Genomic DNA, 24,567 nt, shown 5'->3' with positions numbered 1-24,567 from the left:
CATTGCCCTCGGGCCTTGCATTTCGACAGGCGACGTCCGCGTTGGGTCGGGCTTGCCGCTCGGTCTTTCGGCACTATGGTGAGCTAACAATCTGGTCCTGGAGCCTTTCACGATGCCCTTTCCGCATGCCTCGGAAGCCATGTCACGCTTCACCGTGCTCGATCTGACCCGCGTCCGGTCCGGGCCAACCTGCGTGCGGCAGCTTGCGGATTGGGGCGCCAATGTCGTCAAGATCGACGCGCTGACCGAGGATGCCGGTGGCGAACAGCCGGGCGGACCGCGGCGCGGCTCGGACTTCCAGAATTTGCACCGCAACAAGCGGGCCATGACGCTGAACCTGAAAGACGAGCGCGGGCTCGCTGTGTTCAAGCGTCTCGCCGCCAAGGCCGACGTCGTGGTCGAGAACTTCCGGCCCGACGTGAAGAAGAAGCTCGGCATCGACTATGAGAGCCTCGCCGCGATCAACCCGCGCATCGTCTATGGCAGCATCTCCGGTTTCGGCCAGGACGGCCCCTACCACAAGCGGCCGGGCTTCGACCAGATCGCGCAAGGAATGGGCGGGCTGATGTCGATCACCGGCGCGCCGGGCGAAGGCCCGATGCGGGTCGGCATTCCCGTCGCCGACCTCACCGCGGGCCTGTTCTGCGCCATGGGCATCCTCACCGCGCTGCTCGAGCGCGAGGTCTCCGGCAAGGGCCAGTGGGTGCAGACCTCGCTGCTCCAGGCCCAGATCTTCATGCTCGACTTCCAGGCCGCGCGCTGGCTGATGGAGAAAGAGGTCGCCAAGCAGGCCGGCAACAATCATCCGACCAGCATCCCGACCGGCGTGTTCAAGACCTCCGACGGCTACATCAACATCGCCACCACGGGCGGCCGAATCTGGGAACGTTGCGCGCAGGCGATCGGCGCACCAGAGCTCTTTGGCCATCCCGACTATGCAACGGCCCCTGCCCGCTCCAAGAACCGCGATGCGCTCAACGCCGAGATCGAGAAGCGCACGGTGACGAAATCGACCGAGACCTGGGTTCGGGAGCTCAACGAGGCCGGGGTGCCCTGCGGGCCGATCTACGCGATCGACCAGATGTTCGAGGACGCGCAGGTCAAGCATCTTGGCATCGCGCAGGACGTGCCGAACGACGAGGACCGCCACATCCGCCTGGTCGGCCAGCCCGTGACGCTGTCGCGCACGCCGAGCAGGATGGTGGCGCGGCCGCCGGAATTCGGCGAGCAGACCGAAGAGGTGCTGAAGGAATTCGGATTCGGGGCGGACGAGATCGCAAAACTGCGGGACGCCAAGGTGGTGTGACGGCGCGGCCGTTCCTCGCCCGATCCTGTCATCACGAGCGCCGGCACCGACGGCTTGCGCGATCGTCTACATCTTGCGCAAGCCGTCGAACCGCGTGTCGACATAATGGCCGGCGGCATCGACAACCCGGCAAAGCTCTCCGCCGTCATGATAGAGCAGAACGACTTTGTCTCCAGCCTCGAACTGTCCGGCCGGTGGTCCGCTCGGCAGACCGCGCGAGGCATAGAACGGCTGCGATCTCGCCACCTCGTGGGTGAACTGATTGGGCGGTGGCGAGATCAGGCAGCCCGACGGGATCAATGACGAATCTGGAAGCACGATCGCTTCCGGCCGCTTCATGCCCTCCATGATCCGGTTTCCCTAAGTTTTGCGGCCCGATAGCGCCTCGCTTGGCAGGCCTTTGGCTTGGCAGGCCCCAAAGCGCGATGAGATTGATGAATCATCATCACGCTTTAGGTGTTGTTTGAGCATGATCTTTTCGGAAAACCGCTTCGCACTTTGCGCAACGCGGCCCTTCGGGTCCGGATCATGCTTTAGGCCTAAGCGCCCAAGCTTTCCTCGGGCAACGTGATCGGAATCCGCCGCAGCACGATACCTCTTGTCATGGCGGCACGCGCGGCGAGGAGCCCCGCCTCCGCCATGTGCAGATGATCCGGCAGATGGTACGGCTGGGCAACGTCCATATTCACCTCGTAGCCGAGATCCTGCAAGCTGGCGATCGTCACCCGGCTCATCGGATTGCCGCCTTCATTGACGAAGCCAGTCATCAGTTCCGCGCCGAACACCGTGTCGCGCCAATGCGAATCCCGCGTCCCTTCACCACCGGTGTTTTCGACGGGAACGGGCAGCGTCGCTGAGCCGCGGAGCTTACCGTATTCGCGCATGGCGTTGGTACCGACGAATGTCGGATTGCTGGTGAGGGCCCCCTTCAACAATTTCTTGTTCGTCCAGATCGTTCCGATGCCGATCACGTGCCCCATCTCGTGGGTGATGACGTCGTTCAGCGTGCCATCGGCTTCCATCGCTGCGAGATCGGCCGTGTCGAACTGCATGTCGCCGGTTGCCGGCAGGAACGCAGCGGCGCCGGCATTCTTCGGACGCAAACGGTTCGGCCCCGCCTGGCCGAGAACGTTGCCGGGACCGTCGATGTCGGTGCCCTGCGCCGTGATGCGAAGATTGTTGATCCTTTCGCCACCGACCGTGACGTCAGGCAGATCGCCCACGATGGCGTGCGTCCACCGGTTTGCTGCGAGCTTGAAAGCAGCCTTCTGCTTGGTTGTCAGTCCACCCAGAAAATGGACCTCGATCGTGTAGCCTCCGCGGGCTTCGGCCGCGACCGCGTGTGAAATCTCGGCGCCCTTGCGAGCACGATAACGTTCAATGCTCATGATATCCTCCGAAAAATCAGGTCGGAAAAATTCTATCTACGCTTGCATTGTGATCCTGATTAACGTCGCCGACAAGCGAGAGAAGCGTCACGGGCTCTGACTGTTTCACCATCAAATAACGAAGCCCGACGTCGCCGCCGGGCTTTTCGAGACGACGTTGCCCGTCCACCCGCTCGAACGATGAGCGCGCGCGATCGAACGTCGATCGCTCCAACTCGATCACACTTGTCCGCCGATCGGGCCGGCCTGATTTCCAAAATCAGAAGAGGCTGAGGTCGCGGAAGTTCACCGTCTTGCGCACGTCGGTTCCGGCGATCGGACGCGGGCGAGCAAGCGATCGATCACCGGCCAAAACAGCAGCACGATCGCCAGCGTCGTGATCGAACCGACCAGTCCGTTCGACCAGAACACCTTCAGATTTCCGCCGGAGCCGATCATCGACAGACGGAAGGCATCCTCGGCGCGGTTGCCGAGCACCAGCGCCAGCGTGAACGGCGCCAAGGGGACGCCGATCTTCTTGAAGACATAGCCGACGACGCCGAAGCCGAGCATCAGCCAGATGTCGAACATCGCGTTCTGGATCGCATAGGCGCCGATCGCGCAGGACACCACGATCATCGGCGCCACCGCCGCGAACGGCACGCGCAGGATCGAGGCGAAGATCGGCACCGTCGTCAGCACGAGCACGAGGCCGACGACATTGCCGAGATACATCGATGCGATCAGGCCCCAGACGAAATCCTTGTGCTCGACGAACAGCAGCGGGCCCGGATTGAGTCCCCACACCATGAGGCCGCCGAGCAGGATCGCGGCGGTGCCGGAGCCGGGAATGCCGAGCGCCAGCATCGGCAGCAGCGCCGAAGTGCCGGAGGCATGCGCCGCCGTCTCCGGCGCGAACACGCCTTCGATGCGGCCCTTGCCAAAGCTCTCGGGCTCCTTGGCGAAGCGTTTTGCCAGATTGTAGCCCATGAAGGACGCCGCGATCGCACCGCCCGGTGTGATGCCGAGCCAGCAGCCGATGAAGGAGGAGCGCAGCAGCGTCACCCAGTATTTGGGCAGATCCTTCCAGACGCCGAGCACCACGCGGAGCGAGATGCTCGCGGCGTGGCCGCGCAGCGCGAGGCGCTCCTCCATCGTCAGCAGGATCTCGCTGATGCCGAACAGGCCGATGACGGCGACGAGGAAATTGATGCCGCGGAGCAGCTCGGACGAGCCGAAGGTCATGCGCAGATTGCCCGACACCGTGTCCATGCCGATGCCGGCGAGCAGCAGGCCCAGCGCCATCGAGATGACAGTCTTGTGCTTGGCTTCACGGCCGAGGCCGACGAAGGAGCAGAAGGTCAACAGATATACCGCGAAGAACTCGGGCGGGCCGAACCTCAGCGCAAAGGACGAGATCATCGGCGCGAGGAAGGTGATCAAGAGCACCGCGACCAGCGAGCCGACGAAGGACGACGTGAACGCTGCGGTCAGCGCCTCCGCCGCCCTGCCCTGCTGCGCCATCGGATAGCCGTCGAAGGTGGTCGCGACCGACCAGGCCTCGCCGGGGATGTTGAACAGGATCGAGGTGATCGCGCCGCCGAACAGCGCGCCCCAGTAGATACAGGACAACATCACGATGGCCGAGGTCGGGTCCATCGTGAAAGTCAGCGGCAGCAGGATCGCAACGCCGTTGGGGCCGCCGAGGCCGGGCAGCACGCCGACGAAGATGCCGAGCACGAGCCCGACCATCATCAGCACGAGCGTCTTCCACGTCAGCAGGACGGCGAAGCCGTGAAGCAGGAGACCGAGAGCTTCCATCGCGCGTCTGTCCTAATGGCCGAAGGCCGCTTCGAGCGGCCCCTTCGGCATGATGACGTCGAAGGCGATGTCGAAGGTGACGAACATGATCGCCGTGAACAGGAAAGCGGTGAGCAGCGACTTCCACAGCGCGATCTTGCCGACGAGGCGCATGAAGCCCGCAATCAAGAGGAAGCTCGCGACATAGAGGCCGAGGAACTGCGTCACCACGCAGAACAGCAGCGTCGGCACGAACACCGCCATGACGCGGCGGGCCTGCGCGCGCGTGACGAAGATCTCGGACGCCTTGCGATGGGCGATCAGCGCCACGACCAGGCCATAGAGGCTGCCGCCGCCGAGGATGACGGAGAGATAGAACGGAAAATAGCCTGGCTCGGGCCCGGTCGCGTCCCAGGACGCGCCGGTGCGCCAATTGTCGTAGCCGAGCGTTGCTGCGAGCGCGAGCAGCAGCAGGCAGACGCATATCTCGATCGCGCCGGAGGAAACGACGGAGGGGGAGTCGTCTTCAGGCGCGGTCGGATCGTCGACGACGATTTCAAGTTCGGTTTGAGACATGCTTTGTCAGGGACGGAGTGCGGTCAATTCCCCCTCTCCCCGCTTGCGGGGAGAGGGTTGGGGTGAGGGGGAGTCTCCACGGGGACGGTGAGAGTTGAGCTCGTGGAGAGAGCCCCTCACCCCGACCCTCCCAGCGCGAGCGAAGCTCGTCGCGCCCCCCGTAAGAACGGGGCGAGGGAGTACAGCATCTTACTTCGCGACGAAACCGGCTTCCGTCATCAACGACTTATTCTGGGCATCGTCCTCTTCGAGGAATTGCACCATGTCCTTGCCGGTGAGGAAGATCGGCTTCAACGCCTGCTTCTCCATATAGTCCTTGTATTCGGCGGTCTGCGTCACCTTGTGGAACAGCTCGACATAGAATGCCTGCTGCTCCGGCGTGACCTTGCCGGGCAGGAACATCGCGCGCAGCATCAGATACTGCACGTCGACCCCCTCCTCCTTGCAGGTCGGGATGTCGGCCCAGGACTGCGTGTCCGTGACCTTGCTGGTGTAGGAGATGCGCTCCTTGTCGAACACGCAGAGCGGACGGACCTGGCCTGCGCGCCAGACCTCGAGATTTTCGGATGGGTTGTTGACGTTGGACTCGGTGTGGTTGCCGACGAGCTGGGTCGCGGCCTCGCCGCCGGACTTGTAGGGCAGATAGGAGAATTTCGCGCCGGTCTTCTGCTCCAGGAACACGGTCAGCACGTGGTCCTCGCGCTTGGAGCCGGTGCCGCCCATCTTGAAGGGCGAGCTCGCGGCCTTCGCAGCCTCGACGAACTCCTTCACGGACTTGGGGCCTGCGCTGTTGTCCCACAACACGAACTGGTCGAGCGCGATCACCGAGACCGGGGTCAGCTCACGCCAGTTGAACGGGATCTTCGCCGACAGCGGCAGCATGTAGATCAGCGAATAGGCGATCAGCACCTTGTTCGGATCGCCCTCGCTCGACTTCATGTACATCAGCGCTTCCGCGCCCGAGGCGCCGCCCTTGAGCGAGACCACGATCGGCTGCTTCATCAGATTGTTCTTCTGGATCGCGGCCTGCATCATGCGCGCCATCTGGTCGGAGGCGCCGCCCGCGCCCGCTGCCACCACGATCTCGACCGGTTTGGTCGGCTCCCACCCCGCAAAGGCCGGCGTGCCGCAAAGCGCGACCGCCAGCGTGATTGCGGCCTTCATTCCATGTCCCACGCGCGTCTTCCCCAAGTTATTTGCCTATGTTCTTGTTCGGATTGGCAATTCGCGAAGTATCGCGGATTGCATTGTGCGGGCGAATACCGGCCAGTTCAAGCCGGGCCGGCACCGCACCGCTTATGACTTTGGAATGAGATGGATTGCAAGCGCCTGGGCGCAATCGATCTTCTGCGCTTTGCTCCGGTCGCGACAGATGGCGTCTCGCTGCTGGCGAGATGGACTGCAATCGATCAAAGACCCCAGAAGGCCAATAGGCCCGATCGGCTGTCAGCCGGGAACGCACCGTGCAGGCGGGGCGCTATTCGACGGGTGGACTTGCGGGTTCAACCTTCCGCTGCAGCAAGTACATCTCGCTGCGATCGCCCTGCCTGAACGTCACCTCGCGCGGCTGCACCGAGGTCAGCGACCAGCCACCCAGCGTGTCGCCCTGCCGCAAGCGCACGACCGACTGGTCGGTGCGGTTGACGAGGATCGCGATCGCATCCCCCTCGCCCACCACGGCCCCGACCAGGAGCAGCGGCGGTGGCGCCTCGGCCGGCTTGGGCGGCAGCGGTGCCTGCACCTCTTCGACCGGAGAGGCGGCAACCGCGCGCGGCGGCGGCCGGCGCGAGGCCGAGAAGACCGGACGCTCCTGGGTCGCCGTTAGCGCCGAGAACGGCACCGCCCACAGCGGATTGCCGCGGGGGACGGGTTTGCTGACAGGCTGCGCCGGCGCCGCGATCGGCCGCATCGCGCCGACATCGATGCCTTCAGCGGGGCTGCCGGCGGCATCGTCGGACAGGATATCCATGCGCGACGAGGTCGCGGCCGGGCTCTCGGCAATACCCTGCGCCGCGAGTGCGGCCGCCGCGCACAGCGCGGCCCATCCTGTCGGTCTCAGCCACCCGGACATGGAAAATTCCCTTGGAAGCTCGCGGCACGCTCGTCCCAGCAAACTAGTTCCGATGCGGCCCGCCATCAACCCGCATCGAACCGGAACCGGCGGCCCGGCCAACGCCCCTACTTGCCTGCCTGCCATTGGCCGGAGACACCCAGGATTACCCTGACGCGGCCGGTGCCGGCCTCGTTCAGCGCGGTGGTCTGCGGCACCTGAACGTCGAGCTGATCGACGTAGAGGAACGGCATGCCGGCTTCGAGATTGTAGAGCAGCTTCTGAAGCGCCGGCTGGTCCAGCTCGCAACTCACGACGAGACCGACGAAGCCGTCCTTCACTTGTGCGCCTGTGACGTCGACCTGCGAGGACTGCACCGAGCCGCCGACATTGCCGACGGCGGCCGCGACCCGCTGCAACAGGTTGGCGCCCGCGACCGTTACCGTCGGGCCTTCCAGGAACGGCGTGCCTTGGTGCTCGGCCAACGCTGCCGCGGCATTCTTGGCGCCGCCCTTGCGGCCGCGCAGCTGGTCGAGCAGGTCGGAGGTCTGCGCCAGCGCCTGGCGGTGAGCGATGACGTCAGCGATCGACAGGCCTGCCATCAGCAGCAGCCCGCCGGTAACCGCCACATACAGCGTGACCGCGATCAGAGGCGAGCTTGCAAGCGCTCGTGTGAGCGCATTTCCGCCGGTGACCTTGGCGCTGCTCATGGCACGTTCCTCGGCTCGATCTGCGCCTCGATGTGGAAGCGCTCGCCGGGATCGGACGAGCTGCGCGTCGTCGGGGCGTAGAAGGTCGCGCGGGTGAAATGCTGGGACTGCTCGATCAGCAGGATCAGCGAGGGCGCATCGCGGGTGATGCCGCCGATCTGGAGCTTGTTGCCGGCCAGATGCAGCTCGTTGACATAGGTATGATCAGGCAATATCCGGCTGAGCGATTCCAGCACGATCACGCTCGCCGGCGTCTCGTATTTGCGGCGTTCGAGCTGCGCGAGCGGCGAACGCTCGCTGCCGTCGGCGCCGCGCAGCGCGGCGCGGCGCTCGGCGATCTGCCGTTCGAGCTCGCTCTCCTGCGCGCTGAGGCTGTCGGCGAGATAACCTGCGGCGACCGATCCGATCACCGCGGTGACGGCGGCCAAGGCCAGCACCAGTTGCAGCGTCCGGCTCAGCCGGGCCGGGTCGACCGCGCCGCGCGATCTCTGCTCGAACACCTTGATGCGTCCGCCCTCGGCCGTCTGCGTCGCGACCGCGATCGCGGCCGGATGGAAGGGCGCGACCGCCTCGACATAGCTCATCGCCAGCTTGCGCGGAGCCGCCGCGATCTCGGTGGTGATGCTCTCGCTGCCATGCGCCACCGGAGCACTGCAACCGAACACGGCGTCGCCCGCGCTCCACGGCGTCAGCCGGTCGATCTGCGCCCGCACGATGCCTTCGAGGAAATCGGCCGCGCGCGCCGGCAGCTCCAGCGGGCGGAACAGGAAGCGCGCCGGCCGCAGCACGATCTCGACGCGGCTGCCGCGGACGATCTGCGCGAGGTTGGAACTTGCGAACTTGCCGTCCTCGAACGCGATCTCCTTCGAACCGTTCTCCGGCTTCGCCGTCTCCAGGGCGAACGCGCCGGTCTCGGTCTCAACCAGCCGCACCACGCGCGGCGACACCATCCGCTCGAGGCCGGCAACCGCCGCGGCGGCCACGGTGCCGGTCCAGGAATCGAGAATGGCGCGAAGGGAATCGAGCGAACTCATCTCACAGTGGCTTTCCGGCAGAGCCGTCATAGGCGTTGTGCCACGACAATACACGATATGGCTCATCGCTGCCTTCGAGAAGCAGGATGACGATCTCGGCCGAGTTGCGCCGATGCGACGGCGCCTCGGCCACGACCGTCAGCCGGTATGCCCGCGAGCCGTCGGTCGTCGCATTGGCACTGCCGGCGAGGCTGACCAGGGAGCGCGGATCGACCTTGGGGTCCGTGCGGTCGCGCAGCACCTGTTGCAGCGTCTCGGGCGTCATGCCCGGCAGCGCCGCCAGCACCTGCGGCGCGGCGTCGAGCAAATTCACCGTCCGCATGTTGCTGAACACCGTGACGAAGGGCAGCACACGCTCGATGACGGCCGCCGGAATGCCGCGCACGAGCCAGAGCTCGTCACTGTGCGGAAACGGCGCATGACGCGGCAGATAGGGCGCGCCGAACGTGCGGTAGTAGGAATCCTCCGGATTGTCCTGGCCAGCCTCCGTCGAGGTGCGCCAGGCGAGGATCCGGTCGGCATAGACCGGCGCATCGCTCGCGGAGACGCCGAGCGCCGTCATCAGGCCCGCCAGCATCGGCTTCGGCGCCATGTTGAGATCGACGCGCGCGGCCTCCGAGCGGAACGTCACGCTGACTCGGCCGGCGCCGAGCCGGGCATTGAAGGTGCCGCTGGTTGGACGCACGGCTTCGTTCTGCGCCGAGAGCCGGTAGGCCGTGAGCTCGAGCCCGGCATTGATCAGCGCATCGGTCTGCAACCGGTCGGCGCTAACGGCGACGGTCACGGCCGTGTTGGTGACATAGGTCAGATAGATCAGCGCGAGCGTCGCCAGCGCCGCCAGCATCCAGAGCACCGCGACGACGATGAAGCCGCGGGGATCGCGCAGCTCTGCGCAATTCTGCGCCGGGCGGCTCACAATTGCTGCTCCTCTTTCTGCGCCTGTTGCGGCCCGCCGCGCGCCGCGACGCAGGTCGCCGGATTCTTGGCCCGCGCGCATTCGGCGGGCGCCGTGATGTGCGGGATCACCGCGCCCGAAACCGCGAGCACCTGCCCGGTGGCGCTGTTGCGCATGGTGATGCGGATGCGATCCGGCAGCTGCGGCTGGCCGCGCCAGGTCGGCTGCCACTGGCCATCCGGCCCGGCATAGGAGAAGCTCACGCGGAACGGCGCGCGGATCAGCACGACCTGGTCGACAAAGCGGATCTGCCCGTCGCTCGGCATCGGCTCGAACGGCGCGCGCTCGCGCACCAGCGCCAGCCCCTGCGAGTCCGCCTTCTCGATCAGGCGGATGAACTCGAGGCCCGGCCGCGTGCTCGGGCCGATCGCGGTGCGCAGGAAGGTCACCGACAATTCGGCGCCGTCGAACAGCGGCACCTTGGCATCGCCGTTCACGGTGATCTGCTCGGCGACCGAGAGGTCGGCGACGATGCGGTCGAGCCCGGTCGCGAGACGCTCTGCCCGCTGCACGCGGGCGATGCCGCGATTCCAGTTCGGCAGCCATTGCGCCGTCACCGTCGCCAGCGCCGCCAGGATGAGCGTCATCAGCAGCGTCGCGAGCAACACTTCTAGCAGGGTGAAGCCCGCTTCATCCGCGAGCGTGCGGTGCAGGCGCTTCATTGTGTGGCCCTCGGCACCAGCTTCACCGTTGTGATCTGGATCGCGGCCCCGTCGGCGCGCTGGAGGCGCAGATTGACGGCCATCGGCACGAAGCGGTTGGCGGCGGGATCGTCGCCCGGCACGTTCATCGGCGCGATGTCGACGCGCCAGCGGCTGCCGGCCAGCTCGCCGCTCTGCCGGCCCGGCTTGAGCAAGGCCCGCGGCGGCAGATCCGCGAGCAGCCGCTCGGCGGTGCCGGCCAGCGCCAGACGCTGGTCGATCGAACGCGTGCCCTTCGCCGTCGTGGCGATGACCGAGCCGATGGTTCCGAGCACGGCCACGAAGATCGCGAGCGCCACCAGCGCCTCGATCAGGGTGAAGCCGGCGGCGCCGTCAGAGCAGCTTCTGCGGGACAATCTCGACGCCTCCGGTCAGCCAGTTGACGCGCACCTCATAGCCCATGCCGGGCCGCGCCAGCGCGATCGTGCCGCCGCACGACATGCCCGACGGAAAGAAATCGATCGACTGCCCCGCCGCCCGGTCGGCACAGCGCGAGGCCAGCGTCGCCGCCACGACCACATCGCGGGGCAGGCGGATGATTTGCCCGGTGACGCCGGAACGGATCGCACGCGCCTCCGCATCCACCGTGGTCGTCACCCTGGTCTGCCGGCGCAGCGCCGCGTTGCGGTCGGCTTTCAGCAGGGCTGCGGTCTCGACCGCATAGCTCTCCAGCTTGGCGCGCGTCGTCGTGTGCGGGACAGCCGGCAGGATGATCGCCGCGAGCAAGCCGATGATGGCAAGCACGCACAGGATCTCGATCAGCGCGAAGCCGCGCGCGTCGACGAGACCCTCAGCGCGCGCCGCTGACAATGTCGGCCGCCGTTCCACTGCCGCCTTCCTGACCGTCCGATCCGAGCGAGATGATCTCGTAAGGCGAGCTCGCGCCCGGAGAGCGATAGACGTAGAGGTGACCCCAGGGATCGTTCGGCACCATGCCGCCGCGCAAATAGGGCCCGTTCCAGCCCGCCTGGTTGTTGCTACGGGTCAGCGCGGTGAGGCCCTCGTTCGACGTCGGATAGCGGCCGAGATCGAGGTAATAGAGATCGAGCGCACTGGAAAAGCTCTCGATCTGGATCTTCGCCGCCTTCGCCTTGGACTCGCTGAGATAGTTCAGCACCCGCGGGCCGACCAGCGCCATGATCATCCCGATGATGGTGATGACGACCAGCATCTCGACGAGCGTGAAGCCGGCTTCGCCTCGGCCTGCGCGCCGCCGGCCGCGGCTTGACGATGGATGTTTAGTCACTTCAAGTCTCTCCGCTTACTTGCCCGTTACTCGCGTAGCCTGGCCTAACCGACAATCTGGCTCACCGACATCAGCGCCGTCATCACCGAGGTGATCAGGCCACCGACCACCAGCGAGATCGCGATGATCGCCGCCGGCCCCGCGATGCCGACCGCACGGTCGAGCGTTCGCTGCAACTTCGTTTCGTAGAATTCGGCGACGCGCCCCGAGAGCATCGGCAATTGCCCGGTCTCGTCGCCGAGCCGCAGCATGCGCACCGCCATCGCCGGCAGTGCCTCGGTCTCGGCCAGCGCGTCGGAGAGCTTGGAGCCATGGCGAACGCGGTCGGCGGCATCGCTCCAGACCGCGGACGGTCCGGTCGTCGCCATCATGTCGATCAGGATGCGCAGCGTGGTGGTGAGATTGACCCCGCTGCCGAGCAGCAGGCCGAGATTGCGGCAGAACAGCGCCGTCCGGTACGCACTCATCACGTTGCGGATCGCCGGCAGACGCACGATCGCATTGGTGATGCCGCGGCGGATCCGCTGCTGCCGCAGCAACAGCCATACCGCCACGATCGTGGCGGCAAGGCCGGCCAGCATCGTGTCGGAATTGCTGCGCAGGAAGGTCGAGATGCTGAGGAAGACGCCGACCACCGGATCGACCTTGGCGCCGAAATCCTGCAGCACGCTGGCAAACTGCGGCAGCACGAAGCTGAGGAAGAACAGCAGCACGCAGCCGGCAGCACCGAGCACGAATATCGGATAGCGGATCGCATCCGACAGCCGGCGCCGCAGGGCCTCGCCGCGCGCGCGCTCGCCGGCCAACACCTCCAGCACCTGATCGAGGGATCCCGAGGCTTCGCCAACCCGGACCAGCGCGATATACATCGGCGGGAACAGTCCCTCGTGCCGCGCCAGCGCCTCGGCAAAGCTTTCGCCTGAAACCACGCGCGAACGGATGTCGGCCACGACCGGGCGCAGCCGACCGAAATCGGGATCAGCCGCGAGCAGTTCCAATCCGTCGTTGATGCGGGCGCCGGCGCGCAGCAACAGCGCGAGGTCGCGGGTGAAGATGGTGACGTCTTCCGGCTTCGGCTTGTTGAACAGGCTGAAGACGCCGGCGGCCGCGCCGCCCTCCTCCGGCGTGACGTTGTCGACCAGCACGAGGCCAAGCCGCTCGATCCGCGGCCCGACGTCGCCCGGCGCGGGCGCGGCAATGGCGCCGGAGATCAGTTCGCCGTTGGCATTGAGCGCGCGGTAGCGATAGTTCGGCATGGGTTCTAGCGCACCGTCGTGACGCGGAAGACCTCGGGCACGGTGGTGAGCCCGGCCCGGCATTTGGCGACCGCATCCTCCAGCATCGTCGTCATGCCACCGCGCATCGCGGCGGAATCGATGGAGTGGGAGTCGGTCCGCGGCCCGATCAGCCCGCGCACCTCGTCGGACATTTCGAGGATCTCGAACACGCCGTTGCGACCGCGATAACCGGTGCCGCCGCAGCGTTCGCAGCCGCCGGCCTCGTGCACGACCTCGCCGCACTTGAAACCGATCACCGCAAAGCGCGGGTCCTTGGCAATATCCGCCTCGGTCAGCGTGTGCGGCACCTTGCAGCGCTCGCAGAGCATGCGCACCAGGCGCTGCGCCACCACGGCGCGCAAGGTGGACTTCAGCAAAAATCCCTCGATGCCGAGATCGATCAGGCGCGGCACGGCGGCCGCCGCCGTCTCGGTGTGCAGCGTCGTCAGCACGAGATGGCCTGTCAGTGCGGCATGGATGGCGATATGAGCGGTCTCGGCGTCGCGGACCTCGCCGACCATGATCACGTCGGGGTCCTGACGCACGAAGGCGCGCATGGCGGAGGCGAAGGTCAGCCCGATCGACGGCTTGACCTGGGACTGGTTGATGCCCGGGATCTCGTACTCGACGGGATCCTCGATGGTGAGGATCTTGCGTGTCGGCTCGTTCAGGATCGACAGCATGGTCGCAAGCGTCGTGGTCTTGCCGCTGCCGGTCGGCCCGGTGATGACGATCATGCCGTGCGGCATCGCCAGCATCCGCGTCATCGCGCCCTCGTCGCGCGCGCCGAGGCCGAGCTTACTCATTTCGAGGAGGCCGCGGTCGCGCGGCAACAAACGGATGACGGCGCTCTCGCCATGCTGCGTCGGCATGGTGGCGACGCGAACGTCGATCTCGCTGCGCCCGACGCGCACGCGCGCGGCGCCGTCCTGCGGCAGGCGCCGTTCGGCGATGTTGAGGCTGGCGAGGATCTTGATGCGCGAGATCAGCGCCTGCGGCGGGATGGCTTGCGGCGACGGCAGCGCGCGCAGCAGGCCGTCGACGCGCATGCGCACGGTGAGCCCGGCGCGGAATGGCTCGACGTGAATGTCGCTGGCACGCAAGTCCACCGCGCGCTCCAATAGATCGTTGAGCGCGCGCACCACAGGTGCGCCGCTGGCGAGATCGCGCAGGCTCTCGATGTCGTCGTCGGACTGCTGCTGCAACCGGACGCCTTCGTCCGCACTTGTTTCGGCGGCGCCGGTCCTTTGGTCGAGAGCTGTCGTAATATCTTCATACGACGCGACGACAATGTCGACCCGCGTGCCGAAGACAATCTCGGCGGCGCGGATGGCGGCGGCATCCAAAGGATCGGCAATCGCTATTCCATAAGTTCCGCTCGAAGAGCGGAATGGAAATACGGTCGATTCCCGCAGGAATCTATGTGAGAAGCCGTCGAGGCAAGGCGTGATTGACAGTAACTGCGGAAGACCCAGCCGCGGCAGCCGAAAATGTTCCGAGACCTCGTCGGCAAATTCAGCTGACGAAAGGTCCATTGTCTCCCACAGCTCGCGAAGCGACCGACCGGATCCGGCATCTGTCGGACCATCGAGGCGCGCAAGCGCACGTGACGGTAACGAGCGCTTTGCAAGAAGATGCTGCTTGAAGGTGTCGACCGCGACGTCTTGCATGCCCTTCACCGCACCACGCTCGTTAGCAACACATCCATCTGGCCTGCCCACGACCATGGAGTCCACGATAGGTTTACTAGCAAGAAATGGCAGCGACGCAAATTTCGGCGCATACGATCCATGACGGATCAAACACATTTTTCGGCCACTCGAAGCGGCACTCGTCATATTTCGTTCAAACTACTCCAACCGCTTTTGCGCCTCCGCACAGCGTTGCCTGGAGCGGTCATGCTGTTGTCGTCCGCTTTCCTGCTCGGCGCCTGCATCGTCACCGCCGACCAATCCATCGAGGCCGACCCAAAAGATCCGCGCGCGCAGGACATTGCCGATAAAGTTCGCTCACTCGACCTGCAGCCGCGCCAACCCGCAGATACCGGCGCGAGCGGCATCGCCCAGTCGAAATCGTCCAAGCCTGCGATCTATCTCGGCGATGATGCAACGCCCCAGGGCAGTGCTGTAGCCGAGCGCGATGATGGCGGCGGCAGCGGATATGATCTCAATTTCGAGAACGCGCCGGTGGCGACCGTCGCGAAGGTGATCCTCGGTGACGTGTTGAATGTCGGCTACACGATCGACCCGCGCGTGCAGGGTACCGTGACGCTGGCCTCGGTGCGCCCAGTGCCCAAGGCGGACGCGCTCTACGTGCTAGAGAATGCGCTGCGCATGTCCGGCGTCGCGTTGGTGCGCGACCGCACCGGCTATCGGCTGCTGCCGGCCCCGGAGGCAGGTCCCGGCGGCGTCGACCGCGCGAACGTCGCGGCCGGCCAGGGCATCTCCGTGGTGCCGCTGCGCTATGTCTCGGCCCAAAACATCTTCAAGCTGCTCGACGCGTTCGGCGTCAAGGCCTCGACCATGCGTCCCGACAACGCCCGCAACACGCTGATCATCAGCGGCAGCGGCTCCGACCGGGCGTCCGCCGTCGACACCATTCTCTCCTTCGATGCCGACTGGATGCGCGGACAATCCGTCGGCATCTTCCCGGTGCACAATTCCGCGCCGGAGCCCGTCATCAGCGAGATCGAGAAGATCATGGATTCCGGCGAAGGCGGGATGAGCCAGAACGTGATCAAGCTGCAGGCGATCTCGCGGCTCAACTCGATCCTCGTGGTGAGCCAGAAGCCGGAGTATCTGAAGCGCGCGCAGACATGGATCGCGCGGCTCGACCGCTCCGACACCGACGGGGTGAACCTGAAATCCTATCCGCTGCGCTACGGCAATTCCAAGGTGATCGTGGCGATGCTGAACGACATGCTGCTCAACCAGGGCTCGGCGAACGGCTCGACGCTCGACAGCGCCTCGAGCCAGATCTCGCCCGGCTCCGGGATGTCGACGACGTCATCGTCCTCCACCAATCCCATCGCCTCGCTGAGCGCATTGCCGACCGCCGCTGCCGGGGCCACCACGCCGGTCAGCGGACCCGCCGGCTCGTCGTTCAGCGCCCGTCCCGCCCCTGTCGCCTCGGCGACGCCGGCACAGGACAACGGCCTCGGCGGCGGACTGTCGGGCGGTGGCGGCGCGAAGCCCGGCGCCAACAGCATCCTGCAGAACGTGCGGATCACCGCCGACGTCACCAACAACGCCGTGCTCGTCTACGCCAACCAGGACGCCCAGCGCATCGTCGAGCAGACCATCCGCCAGATCGACCGGCCGCAGCGCCAGATCGCGATCGAGGCGACCATCGCCGAGGTGACGCTGAACAATCAGCTGAACTATGGCGTGCAGTTCTTCCTGGCGAGCCAGAAAGGCTCGATCTCCAACACCATCTCGGGCATCAGCAACAGCGCCACGATCGGCAGCAACACCGAGCCGACGAGCAACGCGGTCAACGCCGCCGCCGGCGCCCTGCTCGGGCGCGCGTTGCCCGGCTTCAATTTCCTGATCGGCTCCGAAAACTCGCCGCGCGTCGTGCTCGATGCGCTGCATAACGTCACCGACGTCAAGGTGCTGTCGAATCCCTCGCTGGTGGTGCTCGACAACCAGGCCGCAACCTTGCAGGTCGGCGACCAGGTGCCGTTCTCGACCGGCACCGCGACCGTGCTGACCGCCAACAACACTGTGGTCAACACCATCGACTACAAGAACACCGGCATCATCCTGCGCGTGCTGCCGCGCGCCAATGCCAACGGCAACGTCGTGCTCGACATCGAGCAGGAGATCTCGAGCGTCGCTGCCGGCAGTGCCAACTCGCTGACGCCGACGATCTCGCAGCGCCGGGTCAAGAGCTCGATCGCGGTGACGAGCGGGCAGACCGTGCTGCTGGCCGGCCTGATCAGCGAGACCGAGAACAGGCAGCGCCAGGGCATTCCGATCCTCGATTCCATTCCCGGCATGGGCGATGCCTTCTCGCATCAGACCAACACGCGTGCACGCACCGAGCTGATCCTGTTCATCAGGCCGACCGTGATCAAGGACGGCGTCGATGCGCATGTCATCGCGGAGGAGATGCGCACGAAGATGAACAGCCGCCTGGTCGGGACCAGCAATCCCGTGGTAACCGTGAACCCGCCCAAGGTGGCACGCTAGAGCATGATCCGGACAAGCGCGCGGCGGCTTTCCGGAAGGACCATGCCCAGACGACAACCGGGACGGATCAGGTGGCGGACGAAGAGACGGCCCCTTCACTGGCGCTCGGCATCGCCCTGCTGCTGGGTGTGTTCGCGAGCCTCGTCATCGCGCCCGGCGCGGAAGGCCTCTACGGCGCGTTCCTGGCCGCGCTGATGCTGGCGATCGCGGCGAATGACGCGCGCCACTACCTCATCCCGAACGAGCTGACGGGCGCAGCTTTCGCCCTCGCCCTGCTCCGCGCCGGCGCGTTCGTACCCGACATCGGCATCGAGGCGCTGCTCTGGCCGCTGGCCCGCGCGGTGGCAGTCGCGCTGCCACTGCTGCTGCTGATGCTGGTCTACCGCTACTGGCGCGGCCGCGACGGGCTCGGGCTCGGCGACGTCAAGCTGGCTGCGGTGTGCGGGGCCTGGCTCGATCTTGCCACCGTGGTTGCGGTGATCGAGCTTGCCGCGCTGCTCGCGATCGGCGCCTATGTCGGCAACGCCGTGCTGCAAAGGAAGCGGCTGCGCGCGACCGCCTTCCTGCCGTTTGGGCTGTTCCTGGCGCCGGCGATCTGGATCGGCTGGCTGGGCGAGACCTGGTATGTGAACTGGCTCGGCGGCTGGCCGGGCTAAGGCCTCATACCGCCACTGGCCGTGATTGGCAGCCCGCCCCGTACAAAAGCTCGAAAACAACCCCATGCACAGTAGACGGGGACAGCTTTATCAATGACTTGTCGGCCGACGCAGGGCAATTTCGGATTTTACGGAATCCATTTGACACGTCGGGCAAAACACTGGCACGATGTCACCATGGCCGCGGCGCGCCAGCCGGAATATTCGCGATCAATGCTCGCGGCTCGGCGCCCATTCCAGCGCCCGCAGACGGGCCTGCGCGATCTCCCCGCGTGTCATCTTGGTGGTGACGGCATCGCGGATCCGGGCCCGCGACTCCCGCACCGGCGGCGGTGCGGCAGCCGTCGACAGGTTGAGCCATTTGGAGGCCTCGACGATGTCCTGCGGCACGCCCTGGCCGCGGTCATAGAGCAGGCCCAGCGAATATTGCGCGCGGCTGTCGCCCTGCTCCGCCGCGCGGCGGTACCACATCGCGGCTTCCGTGTAGTTCATCGGCACGCCGCGGCCGGTCTCGAACAGGAAGCCGAGATAGGTCTGCGCCGGCGCATTGCCGCGCTCGGCGAGCGGAATGAAGATGCGGGAAGCCGTCACATAGTCCTGACGCTGGAACGCGGCGACGCCCTGGCGGAACGACTGGGCGTGGGCACCGGTGGCACCCACAAGCATCCAGCCGGCGACGCCGAGCAACATGAGCATGTGTCGCAGCGGCCGCCCGCCGTAGCTCGCAGCCTGATCGAGCCCAATCTTCCTCATCATGCAGCATCCCCGCCTATCACGCGGCAGCAGGCTATTCCGAACACATGACAGTATCCATACGCCTCGCGATGCAATGCTGCATCTTGCCTGCGATACGGTGATGCCGATCGTCATGACGCCGCGCATCGCGCGGCGCAGGATCGCGCCGGACGCGCTACTTGCCCTTCCAGACGGGCGTACGCTTGTTGAGGAAAGCGTCCATGCCTTCGCGAAAATCTTCGCTCATATAGGCCTTGAGGATCAGATCCTCGCCTTCCTCGCGCGACAGCGTGCGGCGGATGCGGCGCACCGCTTCCTTGGTGGCTTCGAGCGTCAGCGGCGCGTGGCTGGCGACGAGCTTTGCGGTCTCGTCGGCGCGGCGCTGGAGCGTCTCGACGTCGGGCACCACCTCATTCAGCAGGCCGAGCGCAAGCGCTTCCGGCGCCTCGACGAGGCGCGCCTTGAAGATCAGATCCTTGGTGCGGGCCGGTCCCACCAGCGCGACGACGCGACTGATGTTGGACATCGAAAGGCAATTGCCGAGCGTGCGCGCGATCGGAAAGCCCATGCGCGTCGTTTCGGTCCCGATGCGCAAGTCGCAGCAGGCCGCAATGCCGGCACCGCCGCCGGTGCAGGCGCCCGCGATCGCCGCGATCACCGGCACGCGGCACTGCTCGAGCGTGCCGAGCACGCGGTCGATACGGGCCTCGTAGTCGAGCGCGTCCTGCGCGGTCTTGAACGCGCGGAATTGCGAAATGTCGGTGCCGGAGGCGAAGGCCTTGTCGCCGGCGCCGGTGAGGATCAGCGCCTTGATCGATCGGTCGGCGTTGATCTCCTGGCAGATCTCCGCCATGCGGTCATACATGGCGAAGGTCATTGCGTTGCGCGCCTGGGGGCGGTTGAAGGTGATCCGCGCGATGCCGTCCGTGACGGAGTAGAGCAGGTCTTCGTTGGCAGTCGTCGGTGCGTTCATCGCGCGCTCACTTTCTTAGGTTGGTTCAGGCCGCCTGAACCTTACGCCACCTGGGCCTTGGTCATCGGCACCACGTCGCGTCCCTTCAGGACGTCCATGGCCGCCAGCACGCCGCCGCTCCGGTGCGGGATTTTTGCAAGATCGAGGCCCATCTCGACGCCGGCAAGCGTGCCCATCAGCATCAGATCGTTGAAATGGCCGATATGGCCGATGCGGAACACCTTGCCCTTGACCTTGTTCAGGCCGGTGCCGAGCGACATGTCGAAATTCTCCAGCACCACCTTGCGGAAGGCGTCGGCGTCGAACCCTTCCGGCACGCGCACGCCGGTCAGCGCCGGCGAATGCGCGGCGGGATCGGCGCACTGCGTCTCGAGGCCCCAGACCTTGACCGCGGCGCGCGTCGCCGCGCTGTGACGCTTGTGGCGGGCCCAGACGTTCTCGAGGCCCTCCTCCTCCAGCATCTTCACCGCTTCGCGCAGGCCGTAGAGCAGATTGGTCGCCGGCGTATAGGGGAAGGTGCCGAGCTTGTTGAAGCTGATCACTTCCTGCCAGTCCCAATAGGAGCGCATGCCCGGATTGGTTTTGGCGACGTTGAGCGCCTTCTCCGACACGGCGTTGAAGCCGAGGCCCGGCGGCAGCATCAGGCCCTTCTGCGAGCCCGCAACCGAGACGTCGATGCCCCAGGCGTCGTGCTCGTATTCCATCGAGCCGAGGCCGGAGATGGTGTCGACCATCAGCAGCGCCGGGTGCTTCACGCGGTCGAGGATCTTGCGCACCTCCAGGGGCGGCGTCAGGCAGCCGGTCGAGGTCTCGTTGTGCACGACGCAGACCGCCTTGATCTTGTGCTGCTTGTCGGCGGCCAGGCGCTGCTCGATCTCGGCGAGGTCGGCGCCATGGCGCCAGTCGCTCGGGATGAAGTCGACGTCGAGCTTGAACTTGTCGGCGATGCCGCGCCACAGCACGGCGAACTGGCCTGTCTCGCACATCAAGACCTTGTCGCCGGGCGCGAACACGTTGACCATCGCCGCTTCCCAGGCGCCGGTGCCGGACGAGGGGAAGATGATCACGGGCTGCTTGGTGCGGAACACGCGCTGCATCGCGGCGAGGACGGCGAAACCGAGCTCGGCGAACTCCGGACCGCGATGGTCCAGCGTCGGCATGTCCATCGCCCGCAGCACGCGGTCGGGCACGTTGGTCGGTCCTGGAATCTGTAAGAAATGCCTTCCAGTATGCACGGTCATCGGCGTCCTTCCCGGTCTAGCCTTGATTTTGGTGGCCGCCGAATAGCACCATTTGACCGGCTTGTCCCCTCTCCTAAAGACGTCTCCCATGCATAACCGGCGGGCCCCCCGCCGCCCCTATTTCCACAGCGTCATGGCCGGGCTTGTCCCGGCCGTCCTCGCCTTGCCCCGCAGCGCGAAGAACGTGGATGCCCGGGCCTTCGCCGCGCCGAAGCGGCTTCGGCCGCGCAGGCGGGACAAGCCCGGGCATGACGGGCAATTGTGAACGCCCCTACTCCGCAGCCACCACCCGGCCTGAGGGCAGTTGGCCCTCGGCCTCGGTGAACGGGCGTTCCGGATGCATCAGGAAGGCCGAAAAGCCGCCGAGCAGCAAAAGCCCCATCGACATCAGGAACGGCAGGTACCAGTTGCCGGTCGAGTCGATCACGAAGCCCGCGACCAGCGGTGAGACGATGGCCGCGAAGGCCGAGCCGGTGTTCATGAGTCCCGACGCGGTGCCGGAATATTTCGGAGCAATGTCCATCGGGATCGACCACATCGGGCCGATCACGAGCTCAGCGCAGAAGAAGCCCGCCGACAGGCACAGCGCGACGATGGTGATGTCGTGGACGAACAGGATCGGCAGCAGCGAGAGCAGCGCCCCCGTAAACCCTGTTACGGTGACGATGAGCCGCGCCAGGCGGACATTGCCGGTGCGGTCGAGGATCTTGTCCGAGAGCACGCCGCCGTCGCTGTCGCCGACCACGCCGGCGAAGAACACGCCGGAGGCGAACAGTGCCGAGTTCTTGATGTCGAGATTGTAGTTGTTCTTGAAGAACAGCGGCAGCCAGTTCAGGTACAGCCACAGGCACCACCCGTAGCAGAAATAGGTCAGCGTCACCGGCCACATCCGCCCGAGCAGCGGGCCCCACGGCACGCGCGGCCGCTCGCCGGTCGGGCGCGGCGGCAGCGCCGCGAGCTCGGCCTCGGTGATCGAGGCGTGGTCCTTCGGCTCGTTGCGGAAATACCAGACCCAGATCACGCCCCAGATCAGGCTCACGAAGCCGAGCACGACGAAGGCGCCGCGCCAGGTCAGCCACAGGATCAAGAGGGCCACCACCGGCGGCGTCACCGCGTTGCCGAGCCGGGCGAAGGAATGGGTCAGCCCTTGCGCGAAGCCGCGGCGGTTCGCCGGCGTCCAATATTGCATCGCGCGCGTGGCCGTCGGGAACGTCGCGCCCTCGCCGAAGCCGAGCGCGAAGCGTGCGATGAAGAGTGCCGCGAGCCCGTTGACGAAGCCGGTCATGATGGTAGCGGCCGTCCAGATCATGCCGCACCAGAACAGCGTCTTGCGCGGGCCGAAATGATCGCCGACCCAGCCTCCGATCACCTGGAACAAGAGATAGGGATAGGCGAAGGCGGAGAAGATGAGACCGAGCTGGGTGTTCGACAGACCCAGCTCCTTCTGGATCTCGCTCGCGGCGGTGCCGATGTTCACCCGGTCGACATAGGTGATGAAATACATCGCGCAGAGCATCGCCAGCACGACATGTGTGGCCTTGAACCGAATCTTCATCTCCACCCTCCCTGATCGCTTTGTTATGATTTTCGGCCGCGTGTCCCGCGCGGCTTAAGTGGCGACCACTTTCAGGTGTGGCGATGCATTGCCTTGCGGGCGCTGCTCCAAGAGCTTCATCGCGACATCGACGCCGCCGGAGCGATGCGGCACGCCTGCGACCGACAGGCCCATCTCGACGCCGGTAAGCGCGCCGAGCAGCGTCAGCGCATTGCATTCGCCGAGATGGCCGATGCGGAAGACCTTTCCGGCGACCTTCGACAGGCCTGAGCCGAGCGACATGTTGTAGTTCTCGAGCACAACTTTGCGGAACTGGTCGGCGTCATGGCCGGGCGGCATCAGCACCGCGGTCAGCACCGGCGAAAATTCCGACGGCTCCTGGCAGAGGATCTCGAGACCCCAATGATTGACCGCGGCGCGCGTCGCAGCCGCCAGCCGCTGATGCCGCGCGAAGACGTTGTCGAGCCCCTCCTCGAGCAGCATCGCGATCGCCTCGCGCAGCCCGTAGAGCAAATTGGTCGCCGGTGTGTAGGGGAAGAAGCCCTTGGCATTGGGCTTGAGCATCTCCTCCCAGTCGAAATAGGAGCGCGGCATCTTGTTGGTCTTGGACGCAGCCAGCGCCTTCTCCGAAATCGCGTTGAAGCCGAGGCCGGGCGGCAGCATGAAACCTTTCTGCGAGCAGCTGACGCTGACGTCGACCTTCCACTCGTCGTGGCGGTAGTCGACCGAGCCGAGCGAGGAGATGGTGTCGACCATCAGCAGCGCCGGATGCGAGGTGCGCTCGATCGCGGCGCGGATCTCGGCGATGCGGCTGGTCGCACCGGTCGAGGTCTCGTTGTGCACGACCATCACGGCCTTGATTGCGCGCGCCTTGTCCTCGGTGAGTTTTGCTTCGATCACGGCGGGATCGGCGCCGCGGCGCCAGTCGCCCGGAACGAAATCGACCTCGATGCCGAAGCGACCCGCCATCTGCCGCCACAGCGTGGCGAAATGGCCGGTCTCGACCATCAGCACCTTATCGCCCGGCGACAGCGTGTTGACGATCGCGGCTTCCCAGGCGCCGGTCCCCGAGGAGGGGAAGATCACGACCGGGCCCTTGGTCTGGAAGATCTTCTGGCTGCCTTCGAGCACGGTGCGGCCGAGCTCGCCGAACTCGGCGCTGCGGTGGTCGATCACAGGCATGTCCATGGCGCGCAGAACGCGCTCGGGGACCGGGCTCGGGCCCGGAATCTGAAGGAAATGGCGTCCCTGATGCATAAAAACCTCCCTGTCGGCGAATTCTGGCCGGCTCTGGAGGAATTTTGCATTCATTTTTTGTCCTTTCAATCGAAATTTGGTATTCGATTGTGGATGTCGACGCGCCCGAGCGAGCAAACTACTGTGCAGCAAATGAAATCCACGATTCCCGACACCGGGGTTCCGATCGCCCCTCCGCCCGCCAGCAATGGCGGCGATCGCCAGGAAAACCGTCACGAAGCCTCGCTTCACGGCGAGATCCTGCTGCGGCTGCGCGACTACGTGGTCGAGGGCAACATCCCCGAAGGCGCGCGCGTTCCGGAACGGCAGCTCTGCGAGATGCTCGGCATCTCCCGCACGCCGCTGCGCGAGGCCTTGAAGGTGCTCGCCGCCGAGGGCCTGATCGAGCTGCTGCCCAACCGTGGCGCGCGCGTCCGCCAGCTCAGCCAGCGCGACCTGGAAGAGCTGTTCGACGTGATGGCGGGACTGGAAAGCCTTGCCGGGCGCCTCGCCTGCGAGGCCATTACAGACGCGGAAATCACCGCGATCGAGCAGCTGCATTACGAGATGTACGGCCACTACCTGCACCGCGACATGCACGGCTACTTCCAGACCAACCAGCGCATCCACGAGAGCATCGTCGCGGCCGCGCGCAACGAGACGCTGAAAACCGCCTACGCCAACTTCGCCGGCCGCATTCGGCGCGTCCGCTACTCCGCCAACTTCGCCCGCAAGCGGCAGCGCTGGGCGGAGGCGATGCGCGAGCACGAGGCCATCCTCGATGCGCTGCGCCGCAGAGCCGCCAGCGAGCTCAGCGACATCCTGTTCCAGCACTTGCGCAACAAGCGGACCGCTGCGATCGAGCACCTGACCGAGCCCCAAGAGCACGCGCCGGCTTCGCCTTGAGGGCAGCCGGCTTGCTCATTTTGAATTCATAATATAATCGATCGGGAACC

At 65.8% G+C, this 24,567-nt stretch carries 25 protein-coding genes; 4 read left to right on the top strand and 21 right to left on the bottom strand.

The features are described from left to right. Positions 1 to 112 precede the first annotated feature (112 nt). The gene (locus QA642_RS17545) at positions 113 to 1,306 is read left to right on the top strand and encodes a CoA transferase (protein ID WP_283085736.1); all 1,194 of its coding nucleotides are present in this window, start codon (positions 113 to 115) and stop codon (positions 1,304 to 1,306) included. A gap of 66 nt (positions 1,307 to 1,372) precedes the next feature. Here QA642_RS17545 and QA642_RS17540 read toward each other — a convergent pair whose 3' ends face one another. The 16 genes from QA642_RS17540 to QA642_RS17465 form a co-directional block, all read right to left on the bottom strand. Further along, a complete protein-coding gene (locus QA642_RS17540) occupies positions 1,373 to 1,654 on the bottom strand; it encodes a hypothetical protein (protein ID WP_283085735.1) in 282 nt (93 codons plus the stop codon). Positions 1,655 to 1,845: 191 nt separating this feature from the next. Next, positions 1,846 to 2,694 carry a leishmanolysin-related zinc metalloendopeptidase gene (locus QA642_RS17535; protein WP_283085734.1) on the bottom strand — a complete coding sequence of 283 codons (849 nt, stop codon included), beginning with the start codon at positions 2,692 to 2,694 and terminating at the stop codon, positions 1,846 to 1,848. A 16-nt stretch (positions 2,695 to 2,710) separates the two neighbouring features. After that, on the bottom strand, positions 2,711 to 2,917 hold the full coding sequence (locus QA642_RS17530) for a hypothetical protein (RefSeq protein WP_283085733.1): 207 nt from the start codon (positions 2,915 to 2,917) through the stop codon (positions 2,711 to 2,713). 62 nt (positions 2,918 to 2,979) lie between these two features. Beyond that, on the bottom strand, positions 2,980 to 4,494 hold the full coding sequence (locus QA642_RS17525; protein WP_283085732.1) for a tripartite tricarboxylate transporter permease: 1,515 nt from the start codon (positions 4,492 to 4,494) through the stop codon (positions 2,980 to 2,982). A gap of 12 nt (positions 4,495 to 4,506) precedes the next feature. Beyond that, on the bottom strand, positions 4,507 to 5,049 hold the full coding sequence (locus tag QA642_RS17520) for a tripartite tricarboxylate transporter TctB family protein (protein ID WP_283085731.1): 543 nt from the start codon (positions 5,047 to 5,049) through the stop codon (positions 4,507 to 4,509). Positions 5,050 to 5,238: 189 nt separating this feature from the next. Beyond that, positions 5,239 to 6,213: a tripartite tricarboxylate transporter substrate-binding protein gene (locus QA642_RS17515; RefSeq protein WP_283085730.1), complete on the bottom strand. Its 975-nt coding sequence runs from the start codon at positions 6,211 to 6,213 to the stop codon at positions 5,239 to 5,241. A gap of 313 nt (positions 6,214 to 6,526) precedes the next feature. Then, positions 6,527 to 7,120, bottom strand: coding sequence for a hypothetical protein (locus QA642_RS17510; RefSeq protein WP_283085729.1), 594 nt, complete (start codon positions 7,118 to 7,120; stop codon positions 6,527 to 6,529). A 107-nt stretch (positions 7,121 to 7,227) separates the two neighbouring features. Next, a complete protein-coding gene (gene gspM / locus QA642_RS17505) occupies positions 7,228 to 7,809 on the bottom strand; it encodes a type II secretion system protein GspM (protein WP_283085728.1) in 582 nt (193 codons plus the stop codon). Further along, positions 7,806 to 8,843, bottom strand: coding sequence for a PilN domain-containing protein (locus QA642_RS17500; protein ID WP_283085727.1), 1,038 nt, complete (start codon positions 8,841 to 8,843; stop codon positions 7,806 to 7,808). Before QA642_RS17500 ends, gspM begins: the two co-directional genes overlap by 4 nt. Position 8,844: 1 nt before the next feature. Further along, positions 8,845 to 9,759, bottom strand: a complete 915-nt coding sequence (locus QA642_RS17495; RefSeq protein ID WP_283085726.1) for a type II secretion system protein GspK — start codon at positions 9,757 to 9,759, stop codon at positions 8,845 to 8,847. Beyond that, a complete protein-coding gene (locus tag QA642_RS17490; RefSeq protein WP_283085725.1) occupies positions 9,756 to 10,460 on the bottom strand; it encodes a general secretion pathway protein GspJ in 705 nt (234 codons plus the stop codon). Before QA642_RS17490 ends, QA642_RS17495 begins: the two co-directional genes overlap by 4 nt. Further along, positions 10,457 to 10,855 (bottom strand): prepilin-type N-terminal cleavage/methylation domain-containing protein, encoded by a 399-nt coding sequence (locus QA642_RS17485; RefSeq protein ID WP_283085724.1) that lies wholly within the window; start codon positions 10,853 to 10,855, stop codon positions 10,457 to 10,459. Before QA642_RS17485 ends, QA642_RS17490 begins: the two co-directional genes overlap by 4 nt. Continuing rightward, positions 10,833 to 11,327, bottom strand: a complete 495-nt coding sequence (locus QA642_RS17480) for a prepilin-type N-terminal cleavage/methylation domain-containing protein (protein ID WP_283085723.1) — start codon at positions 11,325 to 11,327, stop codon at positions 10,833 to 10,835. The genes QA642_RS17485 and QA642_RS17480 overlap by 23 nt, the downstream gene beginning before the upstream one ends. Continuing rightward, positions 11,290 to 11,745: a type II secretion system major pseudopilin GspG gene (gene gspG, locus QA642_RS17475; RefSeq protein WP_283085722.1), complete on the bottom strand. Its 456-nt coding sequence runs from the start codon at positions 11,743 to 11,745 to the stop codon at positions 11,290 to 11,292. The genes QA642_RS17480 and gspG overlap by 38 nt, the downstream gene beginning before the upstream one ends. Positions 11,746 to 11,789: 44 nt before the next feature. After that, positions 11,790 to 13,001, bottom strand: a complete 1,212-nt coding sequence (locus tag QA642_RS17470; protein ID WP_283085721.1) for a type II secretion system F family protein — start codon at positions 12,999 to 13,001, stop codon at positions 11,790 to 11,792. A 5-nt stretch (positions 13,002 to 13,006) separates the two neighbouring features. Then, positions 13,007 to 14,701, bottom strand: coding sequence for an ATPase, T2SS/T4P/T4SS family (locus QA642_RS17465; protein WP_283085720.1), 1,695 nt, complete (start codon positions 14,699 to 14,701; stop codon positions 13,007 to 13,009). Between the two features lie 219 nt (positions 14,702 to 14,920). Here QA642_RS17465 and gspD point away from each other — a divergent pair, with 219 nt between their 5' ends. Beyond that, positions 14,921 to 17,215, top strand: a complete 2,295-nt coding sequence (gene gspD / locus QA642_RS17460) for a type II secretion system secretin GspD (protein WP_283085719.1) — start codon at positions 14,921 to 14,923, stop codon at positions 17,213 to 17,215. A gap of 71 nt (positions 17,216 to 17,286) precedes the next feature. Continuing rightward, a complete protein-coding gene (locus QA642_RS17455; RefSeq protein ID WP_283085718.1) occupies positions 17,287 to 17,871 on the top strand; it encodes an A24 family peptidase in 585 nt (194 codons plus the stop codon). Positions 17,872 to 18,081: 210 nt separating this feature from the next. Here QA642_RS17455 and QA642_RS17450 read toward each other — a convergent pair whose 3' ends face one another. From QA642_RS17450 to QA642_RS17430, 5 genes are all read right to left on the bottom strand, one after another. Further along, entirely contained in the window at positions 18,082 to 18,627 is a 546-nt protein-coding gene (locus tag QA642_RS17450; RefSeq protein ID WP_283085717.1) for a tetratricopeptide repeat protein, read from the bottom strand. Positions 18,628 to 18,781: 154 nt separating this feature from the next. Further along, complete coding sequence (locus QA642_RS17445) at positions 18,782 to 19,579, bottom strand: enoyl-CoA hydratase/isomerase family protein (RefSeq protein WP_092219954.1); 798 nt, start codon at positions 19,577 to 19,579, stop codon at positions 18,782 to 18,784. A gap of 41 nt (positions 19,580 to 19,620) precedes the next feature. Continuing rightward, positions 19,621 to 20,820: an aminotransferase class V-fold PLP-dependent enzyme gene (locus QA642_RS17440; RefSeq protein ID WP_283085716.1), complete on the bottom strand. Its 1,200-nt coding sequence runs from the start codon at positions 20,818 to 20,820 to the stop codon at positions 19,621 to 19,623. A gap of 271 nt (positions 20,821 to 21,091) precedes the next feature. Beyond that, on the bottom strand, positions 21,092 to 22,375 hold the full coding sequence (locus tag QA642_RS17435) for an MFS transporter (RefSeq protein WP_283085715.1): 1,284 nt from the start codon (positions 22,373 to 22,375) through the stop codon (positions 21,092 to 21,094). 54 nt (positions 22,376 to 22,429) lie between these two features. Further along, positions 22,430 to 23,632 carry an alanine--glyoxylate aminotransferase family protein gene (locus QA642_RS17430; protein ID WP_283085714.1) on the bottom strand — a complete coding sequence of 401 codons (1,203 nt, stop codon included), beginning with the start codon at positions 23,630 to 23,632 and terminating at the stop codon, positions 22,430 to 22,432. Between the two features lie 132 nt (positions 23,633 to 23,764). Between QA642_RS17430 and QA642_RS17425 the strand changes: the two genes are divergently transcribed. Continuing rightward, positions 23,765 to 24,517 (top strand): GntR family transcriptional regulator, encoded by a 753-nt coding sequence (locus tag QA642_RS17425; protein ID WP_283085713.1) that lies wholly within the window; start codon positions 23,765 to 23,767, stop codon positions 24,515 to 24,517. Positions 24,518 to 24,567 lie beyond the last annotated feature (50 nt).

This window comes from Bradyrhizobium sp. CB2312, from assembly GCF_029714425.1.
Lineage (GTDB): Bacteria > Pseudomonadota > Alphaproteobacteria > Rhizobiales > Xanthobacteraceae > Bradyrhizobium.
Note: the sequence above shows the minus strand (reverse complement) of the source record. Positions and strands in the feature narration are given on the sequence as shown.